The sequence below is a fragment of the Microbacterium wangchenii genome (assembly GCF_004564355.1).
Lineage (GTDB): Bacteria > Actinomycetota > Actinomycetes > Actinomycetales > Microbacteriaceae > Microbacterium > Microbacterium wangchenii.
Genome location: NZ_CP038266.1, coordinates 490,231 through 515,923, shown reverse-complemented (window position 1 = coordinate 515,923; position 25,693 = coordinate 490,231). Strand labels below are relative to the sequence as shown.

22 protein-coding genes are annotated in these 25,693 nt (G+C 73.1%); 10 read left to right on the top strand and 12 right to left on the bottom strand.

Translation table 11 applies throughout. From position 1 onward, the window contains the following. The first annotated feature begins 84 nt into the window (after window positions 1-84). Window positions 85-1,242, top strand: coding sequence for a sensor histidine kinase (locus E4K62_RS02495; RefSeq protein WP_135063249.1), 1,158 nt, complete (start codon window positions 85-87; stop codon window positions 1,240-1,242). After that, a complete protein-coding gene (locus tag E4K62_RS02490; RefSeq protein ID WP_135063247.1) occupies window positions 1,239-1,844 on the top strand; it encodes a response regulator transcription factor in 606 nt (201 codons plus the stop codon). The genes E4K62_RS02495 and E4K62_RS02490 overlap by 4 nt, the downstream gene beginning before the upstream one ends. A gap of 7 nt (window positions 1,845-1,851) precedes the next feature. On the opposite strand, the gene E4K62_RS02485 is transcribed toward E4K62_RS02490, so the two are convergent. Continuing rightward, the gene (locus E4K62_RS02485) at window positions 1,852-2,802 is read right to left on the bottom strand and encodes a diacylglycerol/lipid kinase family protein (RefSeq protein ID WP_135063245.1); all 951 of its coding nucleotides are present in this window, start codon (window positions 2,800-2,802) and stop codon (window positions 1,852-1,854) included. Window positions 2,803-2,924: 122 nt separating this feature from the next. On the opposite strand from E4K62_RS02485, the gene E4K62_RS02480 reads away from it, so the two are divergent. Further along, window positions 2,925-4,355: a DUF6421 family protein gene (locus E4K62_RS02480; protein WP_135063243.1), complete on the top strand. Its 1,431-nt coding sequence runs from the start codon at window positions 2,925-2,927 to the stop codon at window positions 4,353-4,355. Here the strand turns inward: E4K62_RS02480 and coaBC are convergent, their stop codons facing one another. Continuing rightward, on the bottom strand, window positions 4,356-5,576 hold the full coding sequence (gene coaBC / locus E4K62_RS02475) for a bifunctional phosphopantothenoylcysteine decarboxylase/phosphopantothenate--cysteine ligase CoaBC (protein ID WP_135063241.1): 1,221 nt from the start codon (window positions 5,574-5,576) through the stop codon (window positions 4,356-4,358). It abuts the gene before it with no gap. 45 nt (window positions 5,577-5,621) lie between these two features. Here coaBC and E4K62_RS02470 point away from each other — a divergent pair, with 45 nt between their 5' ends. The 3 genes from E4K62_RS02470 to E4K62_RS02460 are packed head-to-tail and all read left to right on the top strand — an operon-like array spanning window position 5,622 to window position 8,182. Continuing rightward, window positions 5,622-6,338, top strand: coding sequence for an NRDE family protein (locus E4K62_RS02470; RefSeq protein WP_135063239.1), 717 nt, complete (start codon window positions 5,622-5,624; stop codon window positions 6,336-6,338). A gap of 41 nt (window positions 6,339-6,379) precedes the next feature. Continuing rightward, window positions 6,380-7,072, top strand: a complete 693-nt coding sequence (locus tag E4K62_RS02465; protein WP_240742791.1) for an SDR family NAD(P)-dependent oxidoreductase — start codon at window positions 6,380-6,382, stop codon at window positions 7,070-7,072. Between the two features lie 42 nt (window positions 7,073-7,114). Continuing rightward, window positions 7,115-8,182: a threonine aldolase family protein gene (locus tag E4K62_RS02460; RefSeq protein WP_135063237.1), complete on the top strand. Its 1,068-nt coding sequence runs from the start codon at window positions 7,115-7,117 to the stop codon at window positions 8,180-8,182. Between the two features lie 6 nt (window positions 8,183-8,188). Here E4K62_RS02460 and E4K62_RS02455 read toward each other — a convergent pair whose 3' ends face one another. From E4K62_RS02455 to E4K62_RS02415, 9 genes are all read right to left on the bottom strand, one after another. Continuing rightward, on the bottom strand, window positions 8,189-9,565 hold the full coding sequence (locus tag E4K62_RS02455) for an MFS transporter (RefSeq protein WP_240742790.1): 1,377 nt from the start codon (window positions 9,563-9,565) through the stop codon (window positions 8,189-8,191). Between the two features lie 240 nt (window positions 9,566-9,805). Next, window positions 9,806-10,576, bottom strand: coding sequence for an SDR family NAD(P)-dependent oxidoreductase (locus tag E4K62_RS02450; RefSeq protein WP_135063235.1), 771 nt, complete (start codon window positions 10,574-10,576; stop codon window positions 9,806-9,808). Continuing rightward, the gene (locus E4K62_RS02445; protein WP_135063233.1) at window positions 10,573-11,559 is read right to left on the bottom strand and encodes a 3-hydroxyacyl-CoA dehydrogenase family protein; all 987 of its coding nucleotides are present in this window, start codon (window positions 11,557-11,559) and stop codon (window positions 10,573-10,575) included. Before E4K62_RS02445 ends, E4K62_RS02450 begins: the two co-directional genes overlap by 4 nt. 2 nt (window positions 11,560-11,561) lie before the next feature. Continuing rightward, window positions 11,562-12,524: a sugar phosphate isomerase/epimerase family protein gene (locus E4K62_RS02440; protein ID WP_135063231.1), complete on the bottom strand. Its 963-nt coding sequence runs from the start codon at window positions 12,522-12,524 to the stop codon at window positions 11,562-11,564. Window positions 12,525-12,670: 146 nt separating this feature from the next. Continuing rightward, window positions 12,671-13,399: a GntR family transcriptional regulator gene (locus E4K62_RS02435; protein ID WP_135063229.1), complete on the bottom strand. Its 729-nt coding sequence runs from the start codon at window positions 13,397-13,399 to the stop codon at window positions 12,671-12,673. Further along, window positions 13,396-14,166, bottom strand: a complete 771-nt coding sequence (locus E4K62_RS02430; RefSeq protein WP_135063227.1) for a triose-phosphate isomerase family protein — start codon at window positions 14,164-14,166, stop codon at window positions 13,396-13,398. The genes E4K62_RS02435 and E4K62_RS02430 overlap by 4 nt, the downstream gene beginning before the upstream one ends. A gap of 19 nt (window positions 14,167-14,185) precedes the next feature. Then, entirely contained in the window at window positions 14,186-14,641 is a 456-nt protein-coding gene (locus tag E4K62_RS02425; RefSeq protein WP_135063225.1) for a ribose-5-phosphate isomerase, read from the bottom strand. Further along, window positions 14,641-16,368, bottom strand: a complete 1,728-nt coding sequence (locus tag E4K62_RS02420) for a dihydroxyacetone kinase family protein (protein WP_135063223.1) — start codon at window positions 16,366-16,368, stop codon at window positions 14,641-14,643. Before E4K62_RS02420 ends, E4K62_RS02425 begins: the two co-directional genes overlap by 1 nt. 248 nt (window positions 16,369-16,616) lie before the next feature. Then, complete coding sequence (locus E4K62_RS02415; RefSeq protein ID WP_135063221.1) at window positions 16,617-17,246, bottom strand: NUDIX hydrolase family protein; 630 nt, start codon at window positions 17,244-17,246, stop codon at window positions 16,617-16,619. An 89-nt stretch (window positions 17,247-17,335) separates the two neighbouring features. Between E4K62_RS02415 and E4K62_RS02410 the strand changes: the two genes are divergently transcribed. Beyond that, the gene (locus tag E4K62_RS02410) at window positions 17,336-17,995 is read left to right on the top strand and encodes an alpha/beta hydrolase (RefSeq protein ID WP_135063219.1); all 660 of its coding nucleotides are present in this window, start codon (window positions 17,336-17,338) and stop codon (window positions 17,993-17,995) included. Window positions 17,996-18,198: 203 nt separating this feature from the next. Further along, the gene (locus E4K62_RS02405) at window positions 18,199-19,800 is read left to right on the top strand and encodes an ABC-F family ATP-binding cassette domain-containing protein (protein WP_135063217.1); all 1,602 of its coding nucleotides are present in this window, start codon (window positions 18,199-18,201) and stop codon (window positions 19,798-19,800) included. A gap of 38 nt (window positions 19,801-19,838) precedes the next feature. On the opposite strand, the gene E4K62_RS02400 is transcribed toward E4K62_RS02405, so the two are convergent. Next, window positions 19,839-20,117, bottom strand: a complete 279-nt coding sequence (locus E4K62_RS02400; RefSeq protein ID WP_135063215.1) for a hypothetical protein — start codon at window positions 20,115-20,117, stop codon at window positions 19,839-19,841. Window positions 20,118-20,237: 120 nt separating this feature from the next. Between E4K62_RS02400 and E4K62_RS02395 the strand changes: the two genes are divergently transcribed. Beyond that, window positions 20,238-24,923 carry an ATP-dependent helicase gene (locus E4K62_RS02395; protein ID WP_135063213.1) on the top strand — a complete coding sequence of 1,562 codons (4,686 nt, stop codon included), beginning with the start codon at window positions 20,238-20,240 and terminating at the stop codon, window positions 24,921-24,923. After that, a complete protein-coding gene (locus E4K62_RS02390; RefSeq protein ID WP_135063211.1) occupies window positions 24,916-25,692 on the top strand; it encodes a DNA-formamidopyrimidine glycosylase family protein in 777 nt (258 codons plus the stop codon). Before E4K62_RS02395 ends, E4K62_RS02390 begins: the two co-directional genes overlap by 8 nt. Window position 25,693 lies beyond the last annotated feature (1 nt).

Below are 25,693 nucleotides of genomic sequence, written 5' to 3'. Positions count from 1 at the left end.
CCCGGGGACCCGTGAGCCGTGCACGACGGGGCGTGAAACGTGCACGGCTTCACCGGGAACCACGCGGGTCTACAATCGGCGACCATGATCCTCACGGCGCCCGCCGATCGGGTCTCCGAACGCGTGCGCCGGGCGCGGCTGCTGTCGCTGGTGTGGCTGTCGACCACCGTCCTCAGCAGTCTCCTCATGCCGGGCGTGGGACTGCTCCGCGAGACGCGGCCGGCGTGGATAGCACTGGGAGCGGTGGGCATCGCCGGCTTCGCCCTCACGCAGGCGGGCGTCCTGTACGACAGCGTCACGCCGCAGGCGCGCACGCGCGTGCGGCCGGCCTGGCAGGTCGCGTTCGGCGTCGCGGCCGCACTGTCGACGGTGCTGGTCGGCCCCGTCGCCGCGGGGGCGTGGCAGACGTGGGCCTGGATCGGCGCGGCGATCGTCGGCACCCTCCCCCTCCTCCTGCGGCCGGTGCTCGCGGCCGCCGGGACGCTGGCCGCGTGCGCCGTGGCCCTCGTCGTCGCCGCCGTCACGGGCGGATCCCCTCTGCAGAGCCTTCTCATCGTCGTCCTGGCCGGGGGTGGTCTCGCCTTCGTGAACCTCGGTCCGGTGTGGCTGTGGAATCTCCTCTCCGACGCGCACGCGGGACGCGAAGCCGTCGCCGCGCTCGCCGTCGACCAGGAGCGGTTACGGTTCGCCCGCGACGTCCACGACCTGCTCGGCCACACCCTCTCCGTCATCGCGCTGAAAGCCGAGGTGATCGAGCGGGGGCCGGACGCCCCGCACGCGCGCGCCGAAGCGGCGGCGATCCGCCGGCTCGCCGCCTCCGCGCTGACGGAGGTGCGCGCCGCCGTCGCGGACTCGCGTCGCGTCGACCTCGCCGCGGAGGTCGGGGCCCTGGGCCAGGTGCTGCAGTCCTCCGGAATCGCCTGCACCATCCACGTGGACCCCGCCGCAGCCGGGCATCGGGACGCCGTGCTGGCGCCGATCGCGCGAGAAGCCGTCACCAATGTCCTGCGTCACAGCACCGCCACCCACTGCGTCATCTCCCTCACCAGCGACGGCACCCTCGTGCGGCTCCTCGTGACCAACGACGGCGTGGCCTTCCGCGGGCACGACCTCTCCGGCGACGCCTCCAGCGGAGGCCTGGACGGCATGCGCGAGCGGTTGCGCGAAGCGGGCGGCCGCCTCGAGGTGGAGCGCCGGAACGACGAGTTCGAGCTGCGGGCCAGCGTGGGGGTGCGCGCGTGATCCGCGTGCTGCTGGCCGACGACGAGGAGCTCATCCGCGTGGCCCTCGCCCAGCTCCTCGCCCTCGAGGACGACCTCGACGTCGTCGCACACGCCGCCGATGGACGGGATGCGGTGGAGTCGGCGACCCGTCACCGCCCCGACGTCGCGGTGGTGGACCTGGACATGCCGCGTCTGGACGGCATGGGCGTCGCGGCGGAGCTCGCCCGTGCGCTGCCCGCGTGCCGCACCGTCATCCTCACCGGCCGCGGCCGCCCCGTCCACCTGCCGGCGGCCCTGGCCGCCGGCGCACGCGGTTTCGTCGTGAAGGGCGCGTCCGCGGCCACACTGGCCGATGTCATCCGGCGCGTGCACGGCGGCCAGCGCTACGTCGACCCGGCTCTGGCCGCCGACGCCCTGAGCCTGCCACCCTCGCCCCTCACCGAGCGCGAGCGGGACGTGCTCCGCCTCGCCGCCCGGGGCATGGACGTCGCGGCGATCTCGCTGCGGCTGCACGTCGCCCGCGGCACCGTCCGCAACGTCCTCACGGCGTGCCGGCAGAAACTCGGATCGGTGACCGTGGCCGATGCGGCACGCCGCGCCGAGGAGAGTGGTTGGATCTGAACCGGGTCTACGGGGCGTACACGCGCAGCGCGTCGGGCACGGCGCGGACGCGCAGGGTGAATCCCGCGGGGTCGGCCTCCTCGAGCTCGCCGTCGTGCACGTACACCGCGGGAGCGTCGCCCGGGCGCACGTCGATGTCCCACTCCGCTTCGACGAACCGCTCGAGATCCGACGAGGGCGGCATGAGACGGAGCGCGCGGAGCACCGCGATCGTGCGGCGGCCGAACGCGAGTGAGGCCATCGCGCGCACGCGGGAGCCGCGCGCGTGGTGGATACGCACATCCAGCACGGGATCGGCCAGTCGCGCGCGCTGCATCATGGCGTGCCGGTCGGGGTCGTTGCGCCCCACGCTCACGAACACCGACCACACCGATGCGCGCCGTCCGTCGTGCACGATGCCCAGCGGACGCGCACCGCGCAGCGCACGCCACGTGGCCACCACCCCGCCCAGCCACTTTCCGAGGTTCCCCCGGCGCGTGCGCTCGGAGAGGAACTGGGGATAGGCGCCGAGCGACACCGCGTTCAAGACGGTGACCGGCTCGCCGTCGTCGGCGGACACCTCCGCCACCGCGACCGTGCGGATGCGCCCGTCGACGAACGCCGCCAGAGCGGTGTCGACGTCGTCGAGACCCGCTGCGCGGGCGAAGTGGTTGAACGTGCCGCCCGGGAGCACCAGCAACGGCACGTCGTGCCGTCGGGCCAGGTGCGCCATGCGCGACACCGATCCGTCGCCGCCGAGCACGCCCAGCACGGCGGCCGGATCGTCGCCGGCCATTGCCTCGGCCACCGCGTCGTCGAGGGTGTCGTCGGGGCCGAGCTCGACGACACGCGCCGCGGGCAGGCGCCGGCGGATGCCCGGGAGCGGGTCGAGCCGGGCCACGGACTGTCCGGCGCTGCTGTTGGCCAGGAGCACGAGACCCCGGCCGTCGGGACGCGCCGGGGAATGATCATCGGGCATGACGAGACGATAGCGGCCGGCGGCGGTGGGCCGGAAACGCTTGACAGGCCGGAGGTAGGCTGGCGGCACCTGATCGACGCCGCGCACCCGCGCCGGCCCGACCTCGAAGATCGGAGGTTCCCATGCCCGTTTCCGCCGCCACCTCCCGTGCGCACAAGGCCATCATCGGCGAACCCGAGGTCGTCGAGGACGGCCGGGCCGCCGGCGTCGAGGACTCCGCCGCCTGGGTCGCGCTCAAGCGCGCCGCGACGGCGCTGCAGGGCCTGCAGGCCCAGGACGGGTCGGTCCCGGACGCCGCCGATCACGACGCCGCCGCATCCCTGGTCGCCGAGATCACCCGCGCGATCGGTGAGCTCGCCCCCGCCTTCCCCCACGACGCGGAGTACCTCGAAGCCTGCGTCGCCGACTTCGCCCGGTGGCAGGAGCAGGGGTTCGGCGTTCCCGACTTCCTCGACTCGCTCGTGGCGTTCCAGCCGCAGCGTCATCGGGTCGACGGCATCCGCCATCTCGTGGTGTTCCCGATGTACACCCAGAACGGCTCGCGCGACCGGCACGTGGAGGCGCTGCTGGTCGAGGTCATCTGGCCCGAGTTCATCGCCCGACTGGAGACGGAGTACGCCAACCGGCTGTTCGTGTCGCTGCGCCTGGTGGATTTCACGCCCGGCTACGACACCAACTCGGCGGTGCTGTTCCCCGAGACCGTCGCGATGCGGGAGATCCCGGCCTTCACGTGGGGCGGCATCTTCCAGGATCGCGAGGCCGCACGCTACCGCCGCGTCGTTCGGGCGGCGGCGGAGATCACGAAGCTCGAGCTGCCCGCGGACGCCGAGCGGATGCTCACGGACCAGGGCGTCGCCGAGCAGGCGTTCGTGATGTGGGACATCCTGCACGACCGCACGCACATGCGCGGCGACCTGCCGTTCGATCCGTTCATGATCAAGCAGCGCATGCCGTACTTCCTCTATTCGCTGGAGGAGCTGCGGTGCGACCTCACCGCCTTCCGGGAGAGCGTCGCGATCCAGCGCCGGCTGCAGGAGCGCGCCGACCCGCTGGATGCGGCGGAGCAGGCGATGCTCGGAAACGCCGTGCTCGTGCAGTACGCGGTGATCTTCGACCGGATCTTCCGCTTCGCCATCACCGGCACGCGCGTGCGCAACTACGACGCGGTGGGCGGGCAGCTGCTGTTCGCGTGGCTGCACCAGCGCGGCGTGCTGCACTGGACCGACACCGCGCTCGCGTTCGACTGGGCGGAGGTCCCCGCCGCCGTCGTCGCGCTGGGAGATGCGATCGACGAGCTGTACTGGCGTTCGATCGACCGCCCGAAGACGGCGCACTGGCTGGCGGCGTACGAGCTCGTGCGGGGCGTGCTGACGCCGCATCCGGCCTCGCAGTGGGCTCGGGGGCTCCCCGACGAGGTGCTCGCCGGTCCGCCGAAGGGGTACACCGACGCGGTCCTGGACGACGAGTTCCCGCTGTCGATGTTCTACGAGGCGCTGGAGAAGAAGATGCGCCCGGTCATCGCCGCCACGGCGGGGATCCGCGGCAGCGACTGATCAGCGGGGGTGGCGAGCGGAGAGGACGGCGTCCCACACCGAGTCGGCGACCTCCCGCTTCGCCCCTTCCGCGCGGGCCAGCACATCGCCGGCGCCCGAGACGATGACCACGGCGTTCTCGGACGCGCCGAAGCCGGCGGTCCAGCCGACGCGATTGGCCACGAGCAGGTCGACGCCCTTGCGCGCGGCCTTGCGCAGCGCGCGGTCCACCAGCGCGTCGGCGTCGTCCTCCGTCTCGGCGGCGAAGGCCACCACGGTCTGGCCGGGGCGGCGCCGGTCGGCCAGGCCCGCGACGATGTCGGGCGTGCGCACGAAGCGCAGCGTCACCTCCTCGCCGCCGGCGTCCTCCTTGCTGAGCTTGCGTTCGCTCACCTCGGCGGCGCGGTAGTCCGACACGGCGGCGGCCATCACGACGACGTCGGCCACGCCGGCGGCCTCGGCCATCGCCGCGGCCAGCTCGTCCACCGTCCCGGCGCGCCGGATCCGCACCCGCGGATGCCGCGACACCTCCGCCAGCACGCCGTCTTCCACGTGCGCCGCGACGAGCGTGACGTCGGCACCGCGATCGGCGGCCGCGAGGGCCAGCGCGACGCCCTGGCGGCCGCTCGAACGGTTGCCGACGAAGCGCACGGGGTCGATCGGCTCGCGCGTGCCGCCGGCGGAGACGGCCACCTCCAGGCCCGACAGGTCCGAACGGGCCGGGACCACCGCGAGCGCGGCGGCCACGATGGTCTCCGGCTCGCTCATGCGGCCGGGCCCCGCATCGCCGCCGGTGAGCGGTCCGTCGTCGGGGCCGACGACGTGCACGCCGCGCGAACGCAGCGTCGCCAGGTTCGCCCGCGTGGCCGGATGCGCCCACATCTCGCTGTGCATCGCCGGGGCGACCACGACCGGCGCGGACGTCGCCAGCAGTGTCGTCCCGAGCAGGTCGCCGGCCAGGCCCGCCGCCATCGACGCGAGGGTGTGGGCGGTGGCCGGGGCGACGATGACGAGGTCGGCCCTGCGGCCGAGGGCGACATGACGCACCTCGGCGACATCCTCGTGCACACTGGTGGTGACGGGGTGGCGGCTGATCGCCTCCCACGTCGTGAGACCGACGAAGCGCAGCGCGTCTTCGGTCGGGATCACGTGGACCTCGTGTCCGGCGGTCACCAGCAGCCGGACCAGGTGCACGGTCTTATAGGCGGCGATGCCTCCGGTGACGCCGACGACGATGAACACGCGCCCATCCTTCCACGGGGCCGGGCGCAGGCGGGAGAGCTGTCGATGTGCACCGTCATCCTGCACGTTCCGGCGGAGTCGGGCGCCCCGGCGCACGTGCTGGCGATCCGCGACGAGGATCCCGCGCGCGCGTGGGATCCGCCGGGCCCGTGGTGGCCGGAGAGCCATCCGGGGGTCGTCGGCGTGCGCGACGCCCGCGCGGGCGGGGCGTGGCTCGCCGCCGACTCCGCGCGCTCGCGCCTCGCCGTGATCCTCAACCGGCGCGAGGTGGCCGGCGCCACGCAGTCGCGCGGCGAGGTCGTGCTCGACGCCGTCGACGGGCGCCGCCCCGCGCAGCCGCGCACGAACGGGTTCAACCTCGTCGTGGTCGACCGCGAGGGTGCCCGGGTCACCAGCTGGGACGGCACCTCGGTGCGCGAGAGCGTGCTCGAACCGGGCGTGCACATGATCGCGCACGACGACGTCGACGACCCGGCCACCCCGCGCATCGTGCGGTGGCTGCCGGAGTTCGCCGCCGCGCCGCCGCCCGCCGCATCCGCGCCGTGGTGGCGGGAGTGGATGCTGCTGCTCGAGCACAGTGCCGAACTGCCGCCGACCGATGACCGCGCCATCGTGCGCGACAACCGCCCGTACGGCGTGGAGACCCTGTCGCTGCTGGTGTGCGCGGCGACCGTCGGCCCCGAGGGCGTCGACCTGGCCTATGGGGAGCTGGCCGAGCCGGGGCAGTGGAACCGCGTGCGCCTGGTGGAGCCGGTCCGCTGACGGTCCGGCACGGCGGTGTCCGGCGGCCCTACACTGGCCGCGTGGACACCGACGTGGACGAACTCGTCGCCGGCCGGCTCGTGCTGCTGGCCGGGGGCACCAGTGCCGCCGGCGCCGCCGCCGCCCGCGCCCTGCACGCCGCCGATGCGCGCGTGGTGGTCGCCGGCCGCGATCCGGTGAAGCTCGACGCGCTCCGGGCAGACGTGCCGGGAATCGCGACGGTCGCGTGCGACCTCGCCGACGAAGACGCGGTCGCGGCCCTCGTGGAGGGCGTGCACGCGGAGCACGGACCCGTCGACGGCGTGCTGCAGCTGGTGGGCGGATGGCGCGGCGGCGGGGGCCTGGCCGGCCAGACCGACGCCGACTTCCGCGTGCTCGAGGTGTCGCTGACGGCACTACGCCATGTCTCCCGCGCGTTCGACGACGACCTGCGCGCCTCCACGGCGGGGCGCCTGGCGATCGTGTCCTCCCCCGCCGTGACGCGGCCGCTGGCCGGGGGCGCGAACTACGCCGCGGTCAAGGCCGCCAGCGAGGCCTGGACGCGCGCGGTGGGTCAGGGGTTCGCCAAGTCGGCACGCGATGCCGGCGCCGCCCAGACCGCCGCCGCCGTCATCTTCCGCGTCGGCACCCTCGCAGGACTGGAGGACGCCCTCGCCGACGCATTCGTCGCGCTGTGGGACGATGACGCCTCGGTGTGGCACGACGCCGTCATCGAGCTCACCCCCGCGGTCTGACGCTCCGCCCGCGTGCCCCAGGCGCACGTAGGCTGGGATGCCGTGACCTCTCTGCATGACACCGCCGTGCGCGGCTTCGCCTCCGACAACTACTCCGGCGTGCACCCCGAGGTGCTCGCCGCCATCGCCGCCGCCAACGAGGGGCACCAGATCTCGTACGGCGAAGACGTGTACACCGAGCGGTTGCAGGAGGTCTTCGCCGCCCACCTGGGCGACGGCGTCGAGGCGTACCCGGTGTTCAACGGCACCGGCGCGAACGTCGTCGGGCTGCAGTCGATGCTGCCGCGCTGGGGCGCCGTGATCGCCGCCTCCACCGCGCACATCAACGTCGACGAGGGCGGAGCGCCCGAGCGGGTGGCGGGCATCAAGATCCTCAACGTCCCCGCGGAGGACGGCAAGCTGACCCCGGAGCTCATCGACCGGGAGGCATGGGGCTGGGGCGACGAGCACCGCGCGCAGCCGCTCGTGGTCTCGATCACGCAGTCCACCGAGCTCGGCACCCTCTACAGCGTCGAGGAGCTCCGGGCGATCGCCGACCACGTGCACGAGCGCGGGATGCGCCTGCACATGGACGGCGCGCGCATCGCCAACGCCGCGGCATCCCTGGGTCTGCCGCTGCGCGCCTTCACGCGCGACGTCGGCGTGGACGTGCTGAGCTTCGGAGGCACCAAGAACGGCGCCATGATCGGCGAGGCCATCGTGGTGCTGAACCCCGAGGCCTCCGCCGGCCTGACGTACCTGCGCAAGCTCGACATGCAGCTCTCCAGCAAGATGCGCTTCGTCTCGGCCCAGCTGATCGCGCTGCTGGACGGCGACCTGTGGCTGCGCAACGCCTCCCACGCCAACGCCATGGCGCAGCGCCTGCGCACCGGCATCGAGGCGGGGCTCGCGGACGGCACCATCCGAGGCGTGGCGTTCACGCAGCCGACGCAGGCCAACGGCGTGTTCGCGACGCTCCCGGCGGGCGTGGCCGACCGGTTGCGCCAGAGCTTCCGGTTCTACGACTGGGATGCGGCGCGCCGCGAAGTGCGCTGGATGTGCAGCTTCGACACCACCGAGGACGACATCGACGCCTTCGTCGCCGCGATCGCGCGCGAGACCTCCGCCTGACTCGCCTCAGGTGCCGGCGGGGGCCTTCTCCTCGTCGAGCAGGGCATCCGCCTTGGCCCGGAAGAACCGCGTGCACGCCATCATGACGGCGGCGAGGAACGCGAACACCCCGAGCGACACGACGCCCCACGCCCCGGAGTCGGTGGGGACGGCCTCGTTGATCGCCGTGCGCATGATGGGCGCGACGAATCCACCGAGGTTGCCGAGCGAGTTGATCAGGCCGATGCCGGTGGCCGCCGCGGCGCCGGCGAGGAACGCGGTGGGGAACGACCACGTCAGCGGCCCCACCGAGAGGAAGGACGCCACGGCGATCGTGATCGCGACGATCCCCAGCAGCGCCTGGCCGTTAGCACCGGCCCACGCCGACAGCAGGATGGCGGCGCCGGTGATCGTGAAGAAGATGGTGCCCCACACGCGCCTGCGCCGGATCGTCGTGGCGAACTTGCCGACGTAATAGCAGGCGAACAGGCCCACCGCCCAGGGGATGGCCGAGACCAGGCCCACCTCCCACCCGACGTCCCGGCCGATGAGACCGGACACCTGCTGCGGCAGGTAGAACGTCGTGCCGTACACCGCGATCTGCAGGCAGAAGTAGATGACGGTGAAGTACCAGACCTTCCAGTTGATCATCGCCGCGCCGATGCCTCGGGGCCCGTCGTCGTGCTTGACGGCGTCCTCGTGGTCCATCACGGCCTTCATCGCGGCCTTCTCGTCGTCGTCGAGGAACTTCGCCTTCTGCGGGGAGTCCACCAGCAGGAACAGCGCCGCCACGCCCGCGGCGACGGCCAGCATCCCCTCGGTGAAGAACATCACCTGCCACCCCGCCCACGGCGTGAACTGCTCGCCGAAGCTGATCAGGCCGCCCGACAGCGGCGCCCCCAGCATCTGCGAGAAGGGCTGGGCGAGGTAGAACAGCGCGAACATCTGCACGCGGCGCTTGTTGGGGAACCACTGCGCGAGGAACATGATCACGCCCGGGAACAGCCCCGCCTCGGTCACGCCGAGGAGGAACCGCAGGATCACGAACATCGTGTCGTCCACCACGAACGCGAACAGCGACGCGACGATGCCCCACGTGATGGCGATGCGGGCCAGCCAGAACCGCGCGCCGAGCTTGTTCAGCAGGAGGTTGGACGGGATCTCGAACAGCGCGTAGCCGATGAAGAAGATCCCGGCGCCCAGCGCGAACGCGCCGGCGGTGATCCCGCGGTCGACCTCGAGGGCGGCCTCGGCGAATCCGACGTTCGTGCGGTCCAGGAACGCGACGAAGTACAGGATGATGAGCATCGGCATGAGCCGGTAGGTGGCCTTCTTGATGCCGCTGGCCAGGTGCGGGCTGGCCAGCAGCGTCTGCGCCGAGGGGGCGCCGGACGGCGTTGTCACGGGGGAACTCCTCTGAACGGGGGGATGGGAGCGGGGCGTGGGGATGGGAGCGGGGGCTCAGGAGCCGAGGGCGGGCAGGATCAGGGCGATCCCGATGGCGACGCAGACGACGCCGATCACGAGGTAGGCGATGCGCCCCTTGGGCCACGTGCGGGCCATGGTCAAGGCCTCCGGTCCGGCCGGGGGCGAGCGGGGGATGTGGTCATGTCACTCCTTCGTGAAAGGCCGCCGACGGCGGCGTCAGTGCATGTAGAGGCCGCCGTCGACGTTGAGGGTGTGGCCCGTGACGAATCCGGCGTCCTCGCTGATGAGGTAGGCGACGGCGGCGGCGATGTCGCGCGGCGTGCCGATGCGGGGCAGGACGCCGTCGGCCGCCATGTGCGACTTCCGCTCCTCGCTGAGGGTGCCGCCCATGATGTCGGTGTCGATGGGGCCGGGGGAGATGACGTTGGCGGTCACCCCGAACGGGCCGAGCTCCCGCGCGATCGAGCGCATGAGCCCGATGATGCCCGCCTTGGCGGCCGAGTACGGCGTCTTGGAGAAGGTGCCCCCGCCGCGCTGCGCCGAGACGGAGGAGATCCCCACGATGCGCCCCACGCCGGAGGAGACGAGGGACTGGGCGACCCGCTGGGTCACCCAGTGGACGCCGTCGAGGTTGATCGCGCGCACGCGCTCCCACTCCTCGGGCGTGACCTCGAGGTACGGGACGGGCGAGGAGACTCCGGCGAAGTTCACGACCGCGACCAGCTGGGGCAGGCCCGCCTCGAGCGCGTCCACCGCGGCCACCGCCTGAGCGCGGTCGGACACATCGGCGCCCACCCCGAGCGCGCGCACGCCGTAGCGGTCGGAGAGGTCTTCGGCGGTGCGGGCGGCGGCATCGCCGTCGACGTCGAGGATGCCCACGTGCCATCCGTGTTCGGCGAGGTGGTGCGCCGTCGTCCGCCCGATGCCGCGGGGGCTGGCCGCCCCCGTGAGGATCACGGTGCGTTCGGCGGGGAAGGCTGCGGTCATGACTGCCGTGGCTCCTCCCCCGCCGGCGCGATCGGGGCGGGGCCCAATTCCTGCAGCAGCTTCTTCATCGCGACGTACGCCTTGTTGCGGTACGCGACGAGCTCGGGTGTGCGGTCGGCGGGCACGTCGAGGAAGCCCGCGCCCGACTTCGTGCCCAGCTTCCCGGCGGAGACGAGGTCGTCCAGGATCCGCGGCGTGGCGAACCGTTCGGGGAACTCGGTCTGCAGCGAGGCGTAGCAGAACGCGTAGACGTCGAGCCCCGCCATGTCGGCGATCGCGAAGGGCCCGAAGAAGGGCAGCCGGAACCCGAAGGTCGTCCGCACGATCGTGTCGATGTCCTCCGGGGTGGCCACGCCCTCCTCCACCAGCTGCGTCGCCTCGTGGAACAGCGCGTACTGCAGACGGTTCAGCACGAAGCCCGTGGCATCCTTCACGCGGGCCGTCTCCTTGCCGGTGGCGGCGACGATGCCCTCCACGACCGGGATGACCGCGTCGTCGGTGCCGGCGTGCGGGATGAGCTCGACACCGGGGATGAAGGGCGCGGGGTTGGAGAAGTGGACCCCGAGGAATCGCTCGGGCCGGGTGACCGCCTCGGCCAGACGCCCGATGAGGATCGTGGAGGTGTTGCTGCCGATGACGGCATCGGGGGCGGCGGCCTCGGAGATGCGCCGCAGCGTGGCGTGCTTGATCTCGATCTTCTCCGGTACCGCCTCTTCGATGAAGCTCGCCCCCGCCACGGCGTCTTCGATCGTGGTGGCGGTGACCCGCTCGGCGATGACGGCGGGGGCGTCGGCGGGGAACAGCCCGTCGGCGGCGAACTGCTCGGCCTCTCCGATGAGCCGCTCGCGATTGCGCTGCGCCACGTCGAGGTCGACGTCGGCGATGCGCACGTCGGCGCCGGAGAGGGCGAGCATCTGGGCGATTCCGCCGCCCATGTATCCGCTGCCGACGACGGCGTAGACGGGGCGCGGGGTATCGGTCATGGTCATCTCTTTCGTGCGGGGCCGGCGGAGGGGGGAAGCAGGGACTGCAGGTACGTGCGGTTGGTGGCGCACACGCCGAGGCTGTCGCCGCCGTACTGCTCCATGAGGAAGGGGCCGCTGAAGCCCAGCTCCACCGCCCGGGCCACCATCGCCCGGTAGTTGATGAGCCCGAGCTCGAGGCTCGTGGGCACCGACGTCGCCCAGCTGCCGTCGCCGGCCTCGTCGCGCATGTAGTTCTTCACGTGCCAGTAGTTCGCGTACGGCAGCGTCTTCTCGTGCATCTCGCGCCAGTCCTCGATGGGGCGGTGCAGGCGCACGAGGTTGCCGATGTCGGGGTTGAGCCCGACGTTGTCGAGGCCGATCTCCTCGATGAGGCGCACGGCGCTGTCGGCGGTGCCGAGGTAGGTGTCCTCGTACATCTCCAGCGCCATCGGCAGGCCCACGGATGCCGCGTGCTCGCCGAGTTCGCGCAGCCGGCGCACCGCGAGGGCGCGGGTCTCGGCGTCGTCGGGGTCGACGGGACCGGGAGCCGTCCAGAACCACAGCGCCTTCCGCTGCGCGTCGCTGAACGGCTGGTGCAGGCCGGTGGAGAACACCTGCAGCCCCAGCTCGGCCGACGCGTCGATCGTGCGGTGTGCGTACGCGAGGTTCTCCTCGCCGCGACCGGGCTGGATGACGCTCTGCCGCTGCACGTGCACGGAGATCGGGGTCACCCCGTGCGCTGCGGAGATGGCGAGGAGTTCCGCGCGGCGCGAGGCATCCAGGTCGGCGGGGCGGATGTGGCTGTCGGCGAGTTCGATGGCGGTGAAGCCCAGCGCGGCCACCTGCGCGAACAGGTCGTCCCACACCTCCGGCGCGGCGTCGTGCAGGCGCGTGCCGTCGGCGGCGACGGGTGGGAACCCGTGCATGCACACGGCGATCGGCCACGTGTCGCGGTCGTACGGCGGAAGGGACGCTGCGGTCATGACGGCTCCATCGGCGTGTTCCGGATCGGCACCGATCCGGTCGTTTCGTAGATCCTACAGGATCTACCCTCGGGAACAAGGGTGCATTCCGTGCCGTCGGCGTCCCGCGGGCACGGCGGATCACCGCCGAGGGCGGGACGGGGCGCTTACTCGGCGCGGGCGGCGGCCAGGGAGCGCTCGCCGACGAGCTCGACGTGACGGCGCATCGCCTGCTCGGGCGCGTCGCGGTCGTCGCCGGCGAAGGCGTCGACGACCGCCTCGTGCTCGGCGATGGCCTCGCGCACGTCGGTGACGCCGTGCACGGCGGCCTGCCGCATCCGGTGCAGCTGCGCCCCGAGGGTCTCGCTCATCTCGCGGAGGTAGTGATTGCCGCAGTGATCGAACACGACGCGGTGGAACGCCGCATCCGCCGCGAAATACGCCGTGGTCAGCGCGACATCGGAGTCACCCCCAGCCATCGCCGCCATGACGCGGTCTCCCACAGCGCGGTGCGCCTGCTGCGCCGCACGCAGCTCGCGGACCATCTCGGGTGTCGCCGGTGTCGCCAGGCGCGTGGCGGTCGTCTCCAGCATGAGGCGGGCGTCGAAGAGCTCGCGCAGCTGCGAGGGCCGCAGCGGCGGGGCGACGCGATAGCCCTTGAGCGCCTCGCGCGTGACGAGGCCCGTGCGCTCCAGCTGCACCATCGCCTCGCGCACGGGGGTGGGTGAGACGTGCAGCTGGCGGGCGATCGTGTCGATCGACAGCCGCGCGCCGGGGGCCACTTCGCCGCTGAGCAGCAGACCCAGGATCCGCTCGTACACGTGGTCGCGCAGACCGCGCCGTTCCACGCCGCCGGCGAGGGCCTCCAGGCCGCGCGGAGCCGCCTCCAGGGTCATCGTGGCACCTCCGCCTGTGCACGCAGCACGTCCGCCGCCTCATCGAGGATCGCGCCGAACGCCCTCGGGTCGTGGGCGAAGCGGCCGAGGAACAGGCCGTCGACCGAACCGGCGATCTCGGCCAGCATACCGGGGCGTGCGCTGCCGCCGTAGATGACGGCCTGCGCCTGCCCGCCCTCCGCGCCGTACTCACGCAGGGCCCCGCACACGGCGGTGATGTGGTCGGGTCCGGCGGGGTCGGGTGCGCCGATCGCCCACAGCGGCTCGTAGGCGATCGTGACGGGTCCGGTCAGCCCGGCAGCACGTGCGGGACCCACCGCGGAGTCGATCTGCCGGCGGCACGCGTCCACGGCGGCCGCTGCATCCCCCGGCCGGTCCTCTCCCACGCACAGCAGCGGGATGAGCCCGTGACGCAGTGCGGCGGCGAGCTTGGCGGCCACGACCTCGTCGGTCTCCCCGAACAGGCGCCGCCGCTCGGCGTGGCCCACCTCGACGAGCGAGCACCCCACCTCGGCCAGCACCGCGCCGCTGACCTCACCGGTGTAGGGCCCCTCATCCTCCGCGGCGAGATCCTGCGCGCCCACCGCGAGACCCGCGGCCGCGCCGATCTGCGCGCATGCCGGGATCGAGGGGAACTGCGGCAGCACGAACGGCCGGACGCCCGCCGCGACGGCGGGGTGATCCCGGACGATCCCGGCCACCTCCCGCACCCACGCCAGCGTGCGGGCGTGCGAGAAGTACATCTTCAGGCTCGAGCCGATCAGCATCCCGAGCTCCCCCGAGGGGTCAGACGCCTTCGTAGGCGCAGATCTCCGCGACCTTGTCCGCCGACGCGCTGGAGGTGTCGAACGTGTAGCCGAGCCACTCGCGCGCGAGGCGGCGGGCCAGCTCGAGGCCGACGACGCGCTGACCCATGCACAGCACCTGCACGTCGTTGGAGAGGATCGAGCGCTCCACGCTGTAGGAGTCGTGCGCCGTCACCGCCCGGATGCCGGGGACCTTGTTGGCCGCGATCGCCACCCCCAGCCCCGTGCCGCAGATGAGGATCGCGCGGTCGGCGTCACCGGCGGCCACGCGCTCGGCGGCCGCGATCGCGATCGTGGGGTAGTTCGTGGCGCCGTCGGCGGTCACTCCCACATCCACGACGTCGTCCACGCGGTCATCGGCCAGCAGGTCGGCCTTGATGCGCTCCTTGTAGTCGAAGCCGGCCTCATCGCTGCCGACCACCAGTCGAAATCCCATCAGTCCTCCTCCTTCAGGTTTCCCCGCACGGTGCGGGCCACCAGCGCGAACGACACGGCCCCCGGGTCGGGCGTGCCCACGCTCTTCTCGCCGTGCGCGCGGGCCCGCCCGACGCGCGCGGTCATCTCCGCCGTGGCCTGCGCCGCGCTATCGGCGGCCTCGGCCGCGCGCGCCCACGCCACCGGCAGCGGATCGCCCGCTCCCAGGCGTGCCGTGAGCTCTTCGGCGAAGGGCACCATCGCATCGACCATCGTCTTGTCTCCCGGCTGCGCCTTGCCGAAGGTCATGACGGCGTCCTTCATCGCCACCACGCCGTCGCCGATCCCGGCCGCTGTCACCTCGTCCTCGTCGCCCAGGACGGCCCCGAGGGTCGCGAGCATCTCGCCCCAGATCGCCCCGGAGGTCCCCCCGCCGACGTCGGCCCACGCATCGCCCGCGCGCTGCAGCGCGGTGCGGGCGCCCGCGCCGGCGTCCGCCGCGGTGCGCGCGGCATCCGCGGCGGCCCGGCTGCCCCGCTGCATCCCGATGCCGTGGTCGCCGTCCCCGGCGACCCGGTCCATCCGCCCGAGCTCGTCGGCGGCTCCGTCCAGCGCGGCGGCGATCCCCTCCAGCGCACGGGCCAGCGCCCCGGCGGCGCGGCGCGAGGCGTCGCCGGCCGCGCCGATCTCCTGCGCCTCGTCGGCATCGGCGATCTCGTCGGCCGAGACCTCCCGGCGACCCTCGACCGCACCGCGGCGGTAGGCGGGCGTGTCGCAGGGGGCCAGCCACAGCCGCTCGAGCTCGTCGTCGAGCCACACGAGGGTCAGCGAGAGCCCGGCCATGTCGAAGCTCGTGCAGAACTCCCCCACCTCCGGTGACACCACCACGGCGCCGGCGTCTTCGAGCAGGCGGTGGATGCTGCGGTAAACGACGAACATCTCCTCGTACTTGACGCTCCCCAGGCCGTTCAGGATCGGCACGACGCGGGCGGCGGCGGCGGTGACCCCCTCGGGGAGTTCGTCCAGGAGCTTGTCCACGAGCATCTCGGCCACGCCCGCGGCCGTCGGGATGTCGACCTCGTCGATGCCGGGTTCGCCGTGGATGCCGAGCCCGACGGCCATGCGACCGGGCGGCACCTCGAACAGCGGCTCGTCGGCGCCGGGCAGCGTGCAGCCGCTGAAGGCGACGCCGAACGAGCGCGTGCGGGCGTTGGCCAGGCGCGCCACCCGCTCGACGCCGTCCAGGTCGAGCCCCTCCTCGGCCGCTGCGCCGGCCACCTTGAACACGACGAGGTCGCCGGCGATGCCGCGGCGCTTGTCGAGCTCCTCCTTCGGCGCGCTCCACACATCGTCGGTCACGAGCACCGTGCGGCAGTCGACGCCCTCCGCGCGCAGCCGCTCCTGCGCCTGGCCGAAGTGGAGCACGTCGCCGGCGTAGTTGCCGAAGCTCAGCAGCACGCCGCGTCCCTCGTGGGCGGCTGCGGCGACGGAGTGGACCTGGTGCGCGGAGGGGGACGCGAAGAGGTTCCCCATCGCGGCGCCGTGGGCAAGGCCCGGTCCGACCAGGCCGCCGAAGGCCGGGTAGTGTCCGCTGCCCCCACCGATGACGACCGCGACGGTGGGGTCGGGCCCGCGCGTGGCGCGCACGACGCCTCCGCTGACGCGGTGCACCCAGCGGGAGGAGGCGGCGACGAAGCCCTCGATCATCTCCTCGGCGAAGTCGTCCGGGTCGTTGAACAGCCGCGTCATCGCGTCTCCCTAGGGCGAGGTTGCTTTCCTAAATCCTATGGGAAATTGGATCACTCGGCCAGGCCCGCCTCCCCGCCGCGTCCCTGTTTCGCTGCATCGCTGTTTCGCGAGACTGCACGCCACCGACGAGACCGCGACATCATGTCGCTCTCTCGTCAGCTGCGTGCAGTCTCGGGGCGGGGATCAGCGCAGGGCGCCCTCGCTCGGGGGCGGGGATCAGCGCAGGGCGCCCACGCTCGGGGGCGGGATCAGCGCAGGGCGCCGACGCTCGCGAGCGCCAGGCGGATGAGGGTGCCGCGGCCGCCCTCCATCTCGGCGGCGAGGGCGTCGGAGGACGCCTCCTCGGGCGAGAGCCACGTCACCTCCAGCGCGTCCTGACGCGGCTCGCACGTGCCGGTGACGGGAACGACGAACGCGAGCGACACCGCGTGCTGACGGTCGTCGTGGAACGCGGTCATCCCGGGCAGGGGGAAGTACTCCGCGACGGTGAAGGGAGTGACCTGCGGGGGCAGGAGGGGGAAGGCCATGGGGCCGAGATCGTTCTCGAGGTGCCGGAACAGCGCGTCACGCACCGTCTCCCCGTAGCGGACCCGCCCCGACACGATCGTGCGGCTGATCTCGCCGATCGGGGTGGCGCGCAGCAGGATCCCCACCTGCACGACGGCGCCCATGCCGTCGGTGCGCACGGGCACGGCCTCCACGTACAGGATGGGCATGCGGCGGCGGATCTCGGTCAGCTCGACCTCGCTGAGCCACCCCGGATTGCCGGCGGCGGCCGGTCCGGTGGCCTGGTCGAAGGGGGAACCGAGGGGCTCGCGGCGGGCGTCGTCGCCGTTGCCGTCGTCGGACGGGTCGGGGTCGGGAGTGCGCACTGGCATGCTCCCTGTATACCCAACGCGCCCCGAAAACGCCCGGATCCGGGCCGGGGCAAAACGGCGGTGTCCGGACGGACTGAGAAGATGAGGACATGAGCGAGTCTCCGCGCATCGACCCCGACCTGGTCGTGTGGGCCACCCCTCCCCAGGAGCGCGCCGGCCGGCCCGCCCTGATCCTGCTGCACGGGTACGGCGCCGACGAACGCGATCTGCTCGCCCTGACCGAGCACCTCCCCGAGGAGTTCGCGTACGCCGCCGTCCGCGCGCCGCTCGCGCCGCCGTGGCCCTCGCCCGGCTACTCGTGGTACCCCATCGAGGGGCTGAACGGACGCGATCCGTCTGCGGTGACGGGCGCGGCGACCGGCCTGCTGGAGTGGCTGGATGCCGCCGTCGACGCTCCGAGTGTCGGGTTGCTGGGGTTCTCGCAGGGGGCGTCCGTGGCGCTCCAGGCCCTGCGCCTGAAGCCCGAGCGCATCGCCTTCGTGGTGAACCTCTCCGGGTACGTGGCGCCCGGATCCCTCCCGGGGGATGCGACGCTGGCCGAGCAGAAGCCGCCGGTGTTCTGGGGACGCGGGACACACGACGACGTCATCCCCGAGGCGCTGGTGGCGCACACCGTCGAGTGGCTGCCCGCCCACTCCGACCTGAGCGGCCGCGTGTACCCGGGCCTGACCCACAGCGTCTCGCAGGCCGAGCTCGCCGACGTGCACGCCTTCCTCCGCAAGCGCCTGGACGACCCGGCCACGCGGTGAGGCCGTCACGGAGGGTTGCGGGCGGGGGCGGGCTCGGCTACCGTGGCCGGGTCCTGTCCCGAGTGTGAGGATTCCTCCGGTGAAGATCGACGCCGCTTCCGCGCCCCTGTCCGCGCGCTGAACCGTCGAACCGCCGTAGCTCGGTGGACCCGCCCGTCTGAGGGCCGGTGTCCGGTGTCAGCGCATGCACACACCGGAGCATCATGCCCACCCTCTCTCCTGCCCTCCTGTTCGATTCCGTCTCGCTCGTGTGGGACGACGGCACGCTCGCCCTCGACGGCGTCTCCGGCTCGTTCGGCTCCGGCCGCACGGGGCTGGTGGGCCGCAACGGCTCGGGGAAGTCGACGCTGCTGCGCATCGCGGCGGGCGATCTCGCCCCCACCTCGGGCCAGGTCATCCGCTCGGGGGAGGTGGCCTACCTTCCGCAGCGCCTGAGCCTCGACGTCGACCGGCCCGTCGCCGAGCTCCTCGGGGTCGCGGGCGCGCTGTCCGCGCTGCGGGCGATCGAATCCGGCGACGCCGACCCGCGGCACTTCGACGCGCTGGGCGACGACTGGGACGTCGAGGCGCGTGCGACCGCCGCGCTCGCCGAGGCGGGGCTGCCGTCGGGCGCGCTGGAGCGCACCATCGGGTCGCTCTCCGGCGGAGAGGCGATCCTCGCCGCGATCGCCGGCATCCGCCTCGGCGGCGCTCCGATCACGCTGCTGGACGAACCCACCAACAACCTCGACCGCGGTGCCCGCGCGCGCCTGGCCGACATGGTGCGGTCGTGGCGCGGCACTCTCGTCGTGGTCAGCCACGACGTCTCGCTCCTGGAACTCATGGACGACACCGCGGAGCTGTATGCGAACGCGCTGTCGGTCTTCGGTGGGCCGTACTCGCAGTGGCGGGCATGGCTCGATGCCGAGCAGGATGCGGCCCGCCAGGCCGAGCGCGCCGCGGCACAGGTGCTGCGGCGCGAGAAGCGCGACCGGGTCGCGGCCGAGCGCACGCTGGCCAGCCGCGCCCACATGGGCCACAAGGCACAGGTGGAGAAGCGCGTCCCGGGCATCGTCTCGGGCAACCGCAAGCGGGCCGCTGAGGTGTCTGCGGGGCGCCTGCGCACCGAGGTGCGGGAGAAGGAGAACGAAGCCCGCGCCGCCCTGGATGCGGCCGAACGCCGCGTGCGCGACGACCAGGCCGTGCGCATCGACCTCCCCGATCCCGGCGTCGCCGCGGGACGGCGCATCCTCAGCGTCGGCGACGCGGAGCACTCGTGGATCGTGCAGGGACCCGAGCGCGTCGCGCTGATCGGCCCCAACGGCATCGGCAAGACGACCCTCCTGGAGCGTCTCGTGCACTCGGAGCCTGGATCCGGCGAGATCTCGGGAACGGTGCGGGCGGAGTTGCTCGTGGAACACGTGGGGTACCTGCCGCAGCGCGTGGACGGGCTGGACGAGGCGGCGACGGTGCTGGAGAACGTGCGGGCGGCAGCGCCCGCCCTGCCCGTCGTGGAGCTTCGGAACCGCCTCGCGCGCTTCCTCCTGCGCGGGGATGCGGTGCAGCGACAGGTCGCGACCCTCTCCGGCGGGGAACGCTTCCGCGTCGCGCTGGCCCGCATCCTGCTGGCCGATCCCGCACCGCAGCTGCTGGTGCTGGACGAGCCGACCAACAACCTCGACCTCGACACGGTCGACCGGTTGCTGGAGGCGCTCGCGGCGTACCGCGGGGCGGTGCTCATCGTCAGCCACGACGACGCGTTCCTCGCCCGACTTGGCCCCGATCTGACGCTCGAACTCACGGCGGAAGGTGTCGTCGAACGCTGACACTCCTCGTCAGACGGTCGGCGTGCTGGGGTAGCCGGTCAGTCCGCCGAGGCGACAGAGCCGTCCTCGCTCGCCGGGGAGGCAGCAGCGCCTCCTCCGCCGCCGTCTTCGTCCCCACCGGTGCGCGGTGAGGGACCGGTGCGCGGTGAGGGAGAGGAGAAGAGGAAGAAGAAGGTCAGTCCGAACGACACTCCGAGCCCGATGCCCAGGGCGAGGTTGTCCTGCGTGAGGCCGAAGAGGAGTCCCAGACCGGCACCCATCGCGGCACCCCCGAACCACGCCCATCCACGCGATCCTGCCCGTGTGTCCCCCGTCATACTCCGACGCTACGGAGCGCGCCGCCGGGATGCCTCCCCCGTCCGACGGAGATCACCTCCGGACTGCCGGCGGCTCGTCAAGGCCGCGCCGGTGTCGGCGGCACGGGAGAAGATGGACGGGTGAGCGATGTGCTCGAACGGTTCAGCCCTGCGACGCAGGACTGGTTCCGTGGCGCGTTCGCCGCGCCCACGGCCGCCCAGGAGGGCGCGTGGAAGGCGATCTCGGCCGGACGGAATGCGCTCGTGGTGGCCCCGACCGGATCGGGCAAGACGCTCTCGGCGTTCCTGTGGGCGATCGACCGCGTGTTCCGCGAACAGCCGCCCGATCCTCCCGCGGCAGCACCCGGCAAGCGACCTGCCAAGCGCGCGAAGACCCCGCGCGGCACGCGCGTCCTCTACATCTCCCCCCTCAAGGCCCTCGGCGTCGACGTCGAGCGCAACCTGCGCTCCCCGCTGGTGGGCATCGGGCAGTCCGCGCGACGCCTGGGCATCCCGGCGCCCGACGTGACCGTGGGTGTGCGCTCCGGCGACACCCCCGCCGGCGACCGGCGCAAGCTCATCACGGCACCGCCCGACATCCTCATCACGACCCCCGAGTCGCTCTACCTCATGCTCACGAGCCAGGCCGGGCAGACCCTGCGCGATGTGCACACCGTCATCGTGGACGAGGTGCACGCCGTCGCCGCCACCAAGCGCGGCGCGCACCTCGCCGTCAGCCTCGAGCGGCTCGACGCGCTGCGCCGGTCGGCCGCCGCGGAGGAGGGCCGGGAGGCCGAGCACCGGCCCGCGCAGCGGATCGGACTGTCGGCCACGGTCCGCCCGATCGACGAGGTCGCGCGTTTCCTCGGCGGCGCGCAGCCGGTCGACATCGTCGCGCCGCGCTCGACGAAGGAGTTCGACCTGCGCGTCGTCGTGCCCGTCGACGACATGCTCAATCCGCCGCCGCCCCCCGGCGTGGACGCCCCGGAGGCGGGTGAGGAGTGGTTCGCCGAGAACACCGAGGTGACCGGTTCGGTGTGGCCCCACGTCGAAGAGGCGATCGTCGACCGCATCCTGCAGCACCGCTCCACCATCGTCTTCGCCAACTCCCGCCGTCTCGCCGAACGCCTCACCGGGCGGCTGAACGAGATCTACGCCGAGCGGCTCGGGATCGACCTGCCCGAGCCGACCGTCCCGGCGGCCATCATGGCGCAGGCGGGATCGAACGCGGGGGCACCGGCGATCCTCGCCAAGGCGCACCACGGTTCGGTGTCCAAGGAGCAGCGCGCCCAGGTGGAGGAAGAGCTGAAATCGGGCGCGCTCCGCTGCGTCGTGGCCACCAGCAGCCTCGAACTCGGCATCGACATGGGCGCCGTCGACCTCGTCATCCAGGTCGAGGCCCCGCCCAGCGCCGCATCCGGGCTGCAGCGCGTGGGCCGCGCCGGGCACCAGGTGGGCGAGGTCAGCCGCGCGGCGCTGTTCCCCAAGCACCGCAGCGATGTGCTGCACACCGCCGTCGTCACCGAGCGGATGCTGGGCGGGAAGATCGAGGCCATCTCCGTCCCGCAGAACCCGCTCGACATCCTCGCGCAGCAGACGGTGGCCGCGTCCGCCTTGGGCGCGATCGACGTGGAGGACTGGTTCGACACCGTCAAGCGCAGCGCCCCCTTCCGCTCCCTGCCGCGTTCGGCGTTCGAGGCGACGCTCGACCTCCTCGCGGGGCGCTACCCCTCCGACGAGTTCGCCGAACTCCGCCCTCGCGTGGTGTGGGATCGCGACGCCGGCACGCTGACCGGACGCCCCGGCGCGCAGCGCATCGCGGTCACCAGCGGCGGCACCATCCCCGACCGGGGCCTGTTCGGGGTGTTCGTCGCGGGCGAGTCCCAGAACGCGCGCGTCGGCGAACTGGACGAGGAGATGGTCTACGAGTCCCGCGTCAACGACGTGTTCACCCTGGGTACCACGAGCTGGCGCATCGTGGAGATCACCCACGACCGGGTCAACGTCGTGCCGGCATTCGGCCAGCCCGGCAAGGTGCCGTTCTGGCACGGCGACGGCATCGGCCGCCCGGCGGAGCTGGGCGAGGCGCTGGGGAAGTTCTCTCGTGACGTCGCCGCCGCGACACCGGAGAAGGCCCAGGAGCGGCTGCGCGGCTCGGGCCTGGACGACAACGCCATCACCAATCTGCTGTCCTACCTCGCCGAGCAGCGCGAGGCCACCGGGAGCCTGCCGACCGACCGCACCCTCACCGTCGAGCGCAGCCGTGACGAGGTCGGCGACTGGCGCGTCATCCTGCATTCCCCCTACGGCATGCAGGTGCACTCACCGTGGGCGCTGGCGGTCAATGCCCGCATCCGCGAGCGGCTGGGCGTGGAGGGAGCCGCCGTCGCGAGCGACGACGGCATCATCGCGCGAGTGCCGGATGCGGCGGCCGAAGCCCCGGGCGCCGAGCTGTTCGTCTTCGACCCGGCCGAGCTCGAGCAGATCGTCACCGACGAGGTCGGCGGCTCGGCCCTGTTCGCCTCGCGCTTCCGCGAGTGCGCGGCGCGCGCCCTGCTCCTGCCGCGCCTGAACCCCAACCGGCGCGCGCCCCTGTGGCAGCAGCGTCAGCGGTCGGCGCAGCTGCTGGAGGTCGCGCGGCGCCACCCGACGTTCCCGATCATCCTGGAGACCCTCCGCGAGGTGCTGCAGGACGTGTACGACCTGCCCGCGCTGCTGCAGATCGCCCGCGGCATCGGGGAGCGCCGCATCCGCCTCGTGGAGACGACGACGTCGCAGCCCTCACCGTATGCGCGGGATCTGCTGTTCGGGTACGTCGGCGCGTTCATGTACGAGGGCGATTCGCCGCTGGCCGAGCGCCGCGCGGCGGCGCTCTCGGTCGATCCGGCGCTCCTGGGCGAACTGCTCGGCAAGGTCGAGATGCGGGAGCTGCTGGATCCCGACGTTATCGCGCAGTTCGAGCGCGAGGCCCAGCGGCTCGACCCCGAACGCCGCGCGCGCGGGGTGGAGGGGGTCGCCGACCTCCTCCGGGTGCTGGGCCCGCTCGACGCCGCCGAGGTGGCGGCGCGCCTGGACACCGACGGCGATGCCCTGGCCGAGGCCGCCGCCCATCTGGACCGGCTCGTCACCGACCGGCGGGCGATCCCCGTGACGATCGCCGGCGTCCCCCGCGTGGCCGGGATCGAGGATGCCGGACGTCTGCGCGACGCCCTGGGCGCCGCACTGCCGGTGGGCATCCCGCATGCGTTCCTCGAGCCGCTCGCCGATCCGCTCGGCGACCTCGTGGCCCGCTACGCGCGCACCCACGCGCCCTTCCGCGCGTCCGCGGTGGCCGAGCGGCTGGGCGTGGGCGTCGCCGTGGCGCGTCTCACGCTGCAGCGCCTGGAGTCGCAGGGGCGCATCGCGAGCGGGTACTTCCTCCCCGACCCCACTCCGGGCACGGCGACAGGGGATGACACCGAATGGTGCGACGCGGAGGTGCTCAGGCGCCTGCGGATGCGGTCGCTGGCCGCCATCCGCGGCAGCGTCGAACCGGTTCCCCCCGAGGCGTACGCGCGGTTCCTCCCGGTGTGGCAGCACGTCGCGCGCCCGCTGGAAGGCGTGGACGGCGTCGCGGCGGTCGTGGAGCAGCTCGCCGGCGTGCCGATCCCGGCCAGCGCGTGGGAGTCGCTCATCCTCCCGGCGCGCGTGAGCGGCTACTCCCCCGCGATGCTCGACGAACTCACCGCGACCGGCGAGGTCGTGTGGTCGGGCGAGGGCACCCTCCCCGGTCGTGACGGCTGGATCGCACTGCACCCCGCGGATGCGGCACCCCTCACTCTGCGCGACCCCGACGACGAGATCGCGCCCGACAGCCTTGAGGCGCGCGTGCTGGCTGCCCTCGCCTCCGGCGGCGCGTACTTCGCCGCGCAGCTGCGCACGCTGGCCGAGGCGGAGAACGAGCAGTCGGTCATCGAGGCGCTGTGGTCGCTGACGTGGGTCGGACGCGTGACCAACGACACCTTCGCGCCCGTGCGGACGCTCCTCAGCGGCGGCGGGCAGTCGCACCGCGTCGCCCGGCGCACGCCGCGCTCGCGGCTGTACCGCGGCGCCGCGGTCCCGCGCACCTCGGCCCCGCCGCGTCCGCCGGCCATCGGCGGGCGGTGGTCGCTCCTCCCGGCAGCCGAACCGGACGCCGCACTGCGGGCCACCGCGACGGCGAGCCTGCTGCTGGACCGCTACGGCGTCGTCACGCGCGGCGCCGTGCAGTCCGAGGGCGTCCCGGGCGGTTTCGCGCAGGTGTACCGCATCCTCTCCGGCTTCGAAGAGGCCGGGCACTGCCGCCGGGGCTATGTCATCGAGAAGCTCGGCGCGGCGCAGTTCGCCGCCTCCACGACCGTCGACCGGCTGCGGGAGTTCGCCGGCCTCCCCGACCCGCCGCCCCTGCGCACCGTGACCCTCGCCGCCACCGACCCGGCCAACCCGTACGGCGCGGCCCTGTCGTGGCCGGGGATCGAAGGCGTCTCGCATCGCCCTGGGCGCAAGGCCGGAGGGCTCGTGGTGCTCGTGGACGGCGTGCTGACGCTGTACCTCGAGCGCGGCGGGCGCAGCGCGCTGGCCTTCACCGACGACGACGAGCGCCTCGCCGCCGCTGCGCGGGACCTGGTCGCCACCGCCCGGGCCCGACGACTCGACACCCTCACGATCGAGCAGGTCAACGGCGCCTTCGTGTACGGCACCGCCGTCGGCCGTGCGCTGCGGGATGCCGGTTTCGTGGAGTCGCCCCGGGGCCTCACGCTCCGCCGGCTCACGGCGGGTGACACCCTCCGCGAGGCTGCCCGTGCCTGAGGGCGACACCGTCCACCGCACCGCGCGACGCCTCGCCGATGCGCTGGTCGGGCACGAGGTCACGCGGTTCGACATCCGCGTGCCGCGCAGTGCGACGGCCGACCTGCGCGGCGAGGAGGTCGTCGCCGTCCTACCGCGCGGCAAGCACCTGCTCGAGCGCATCGGCGCGTGGACGCTGCACTCCCACCTGAAGATGGAGGGCCGGTGGGACGTGTACCGGCCGGGGCAGCGCTGGGCAGCATCCACGCATGCCGCCCGTGCGGTGGTCGGCACCGCGCACGCAGAGACGGTCGGGTTCCACCTGGCGCTCGTGGAAGTGCTGCCCACGGCGGACGAGGACCGCATCGTCGGCCACCTCGGCCCCGACCCGCTGGGGCCGGACTGGGATGCGGCGGAGGCGGCGCGCCGTCTGGGCGCGGACTCTCGGGCCGCGCACGTGGCGCTGCTGGATCAGCGCAACGTCGCCGGATTCGGCAACGAATACGCCAACGAGATGCTCTTCGTCCGCGGCATCCCGCCCACGCGCCCGGCCGCCGAGATCGATGCGGCCGCGCTGCTGGACGTCGGCGTGCGCATGATCCGCGCCAACCTCTCCCGCAGCGCTCGCACCTTCACCGGCGACTCCCGGCCCGGACGCCGGACCTGGGTGTACCGGCGCGAGGGCAAACCGTGCCGTCGATGCGGCGCGATCATCCTCGCCGGTTCCCTGGGCGCCACCGCCACGAGCGAACGCAACGTCTTCTGGTGCCCGGTGTGCCAATCCCCCTGAT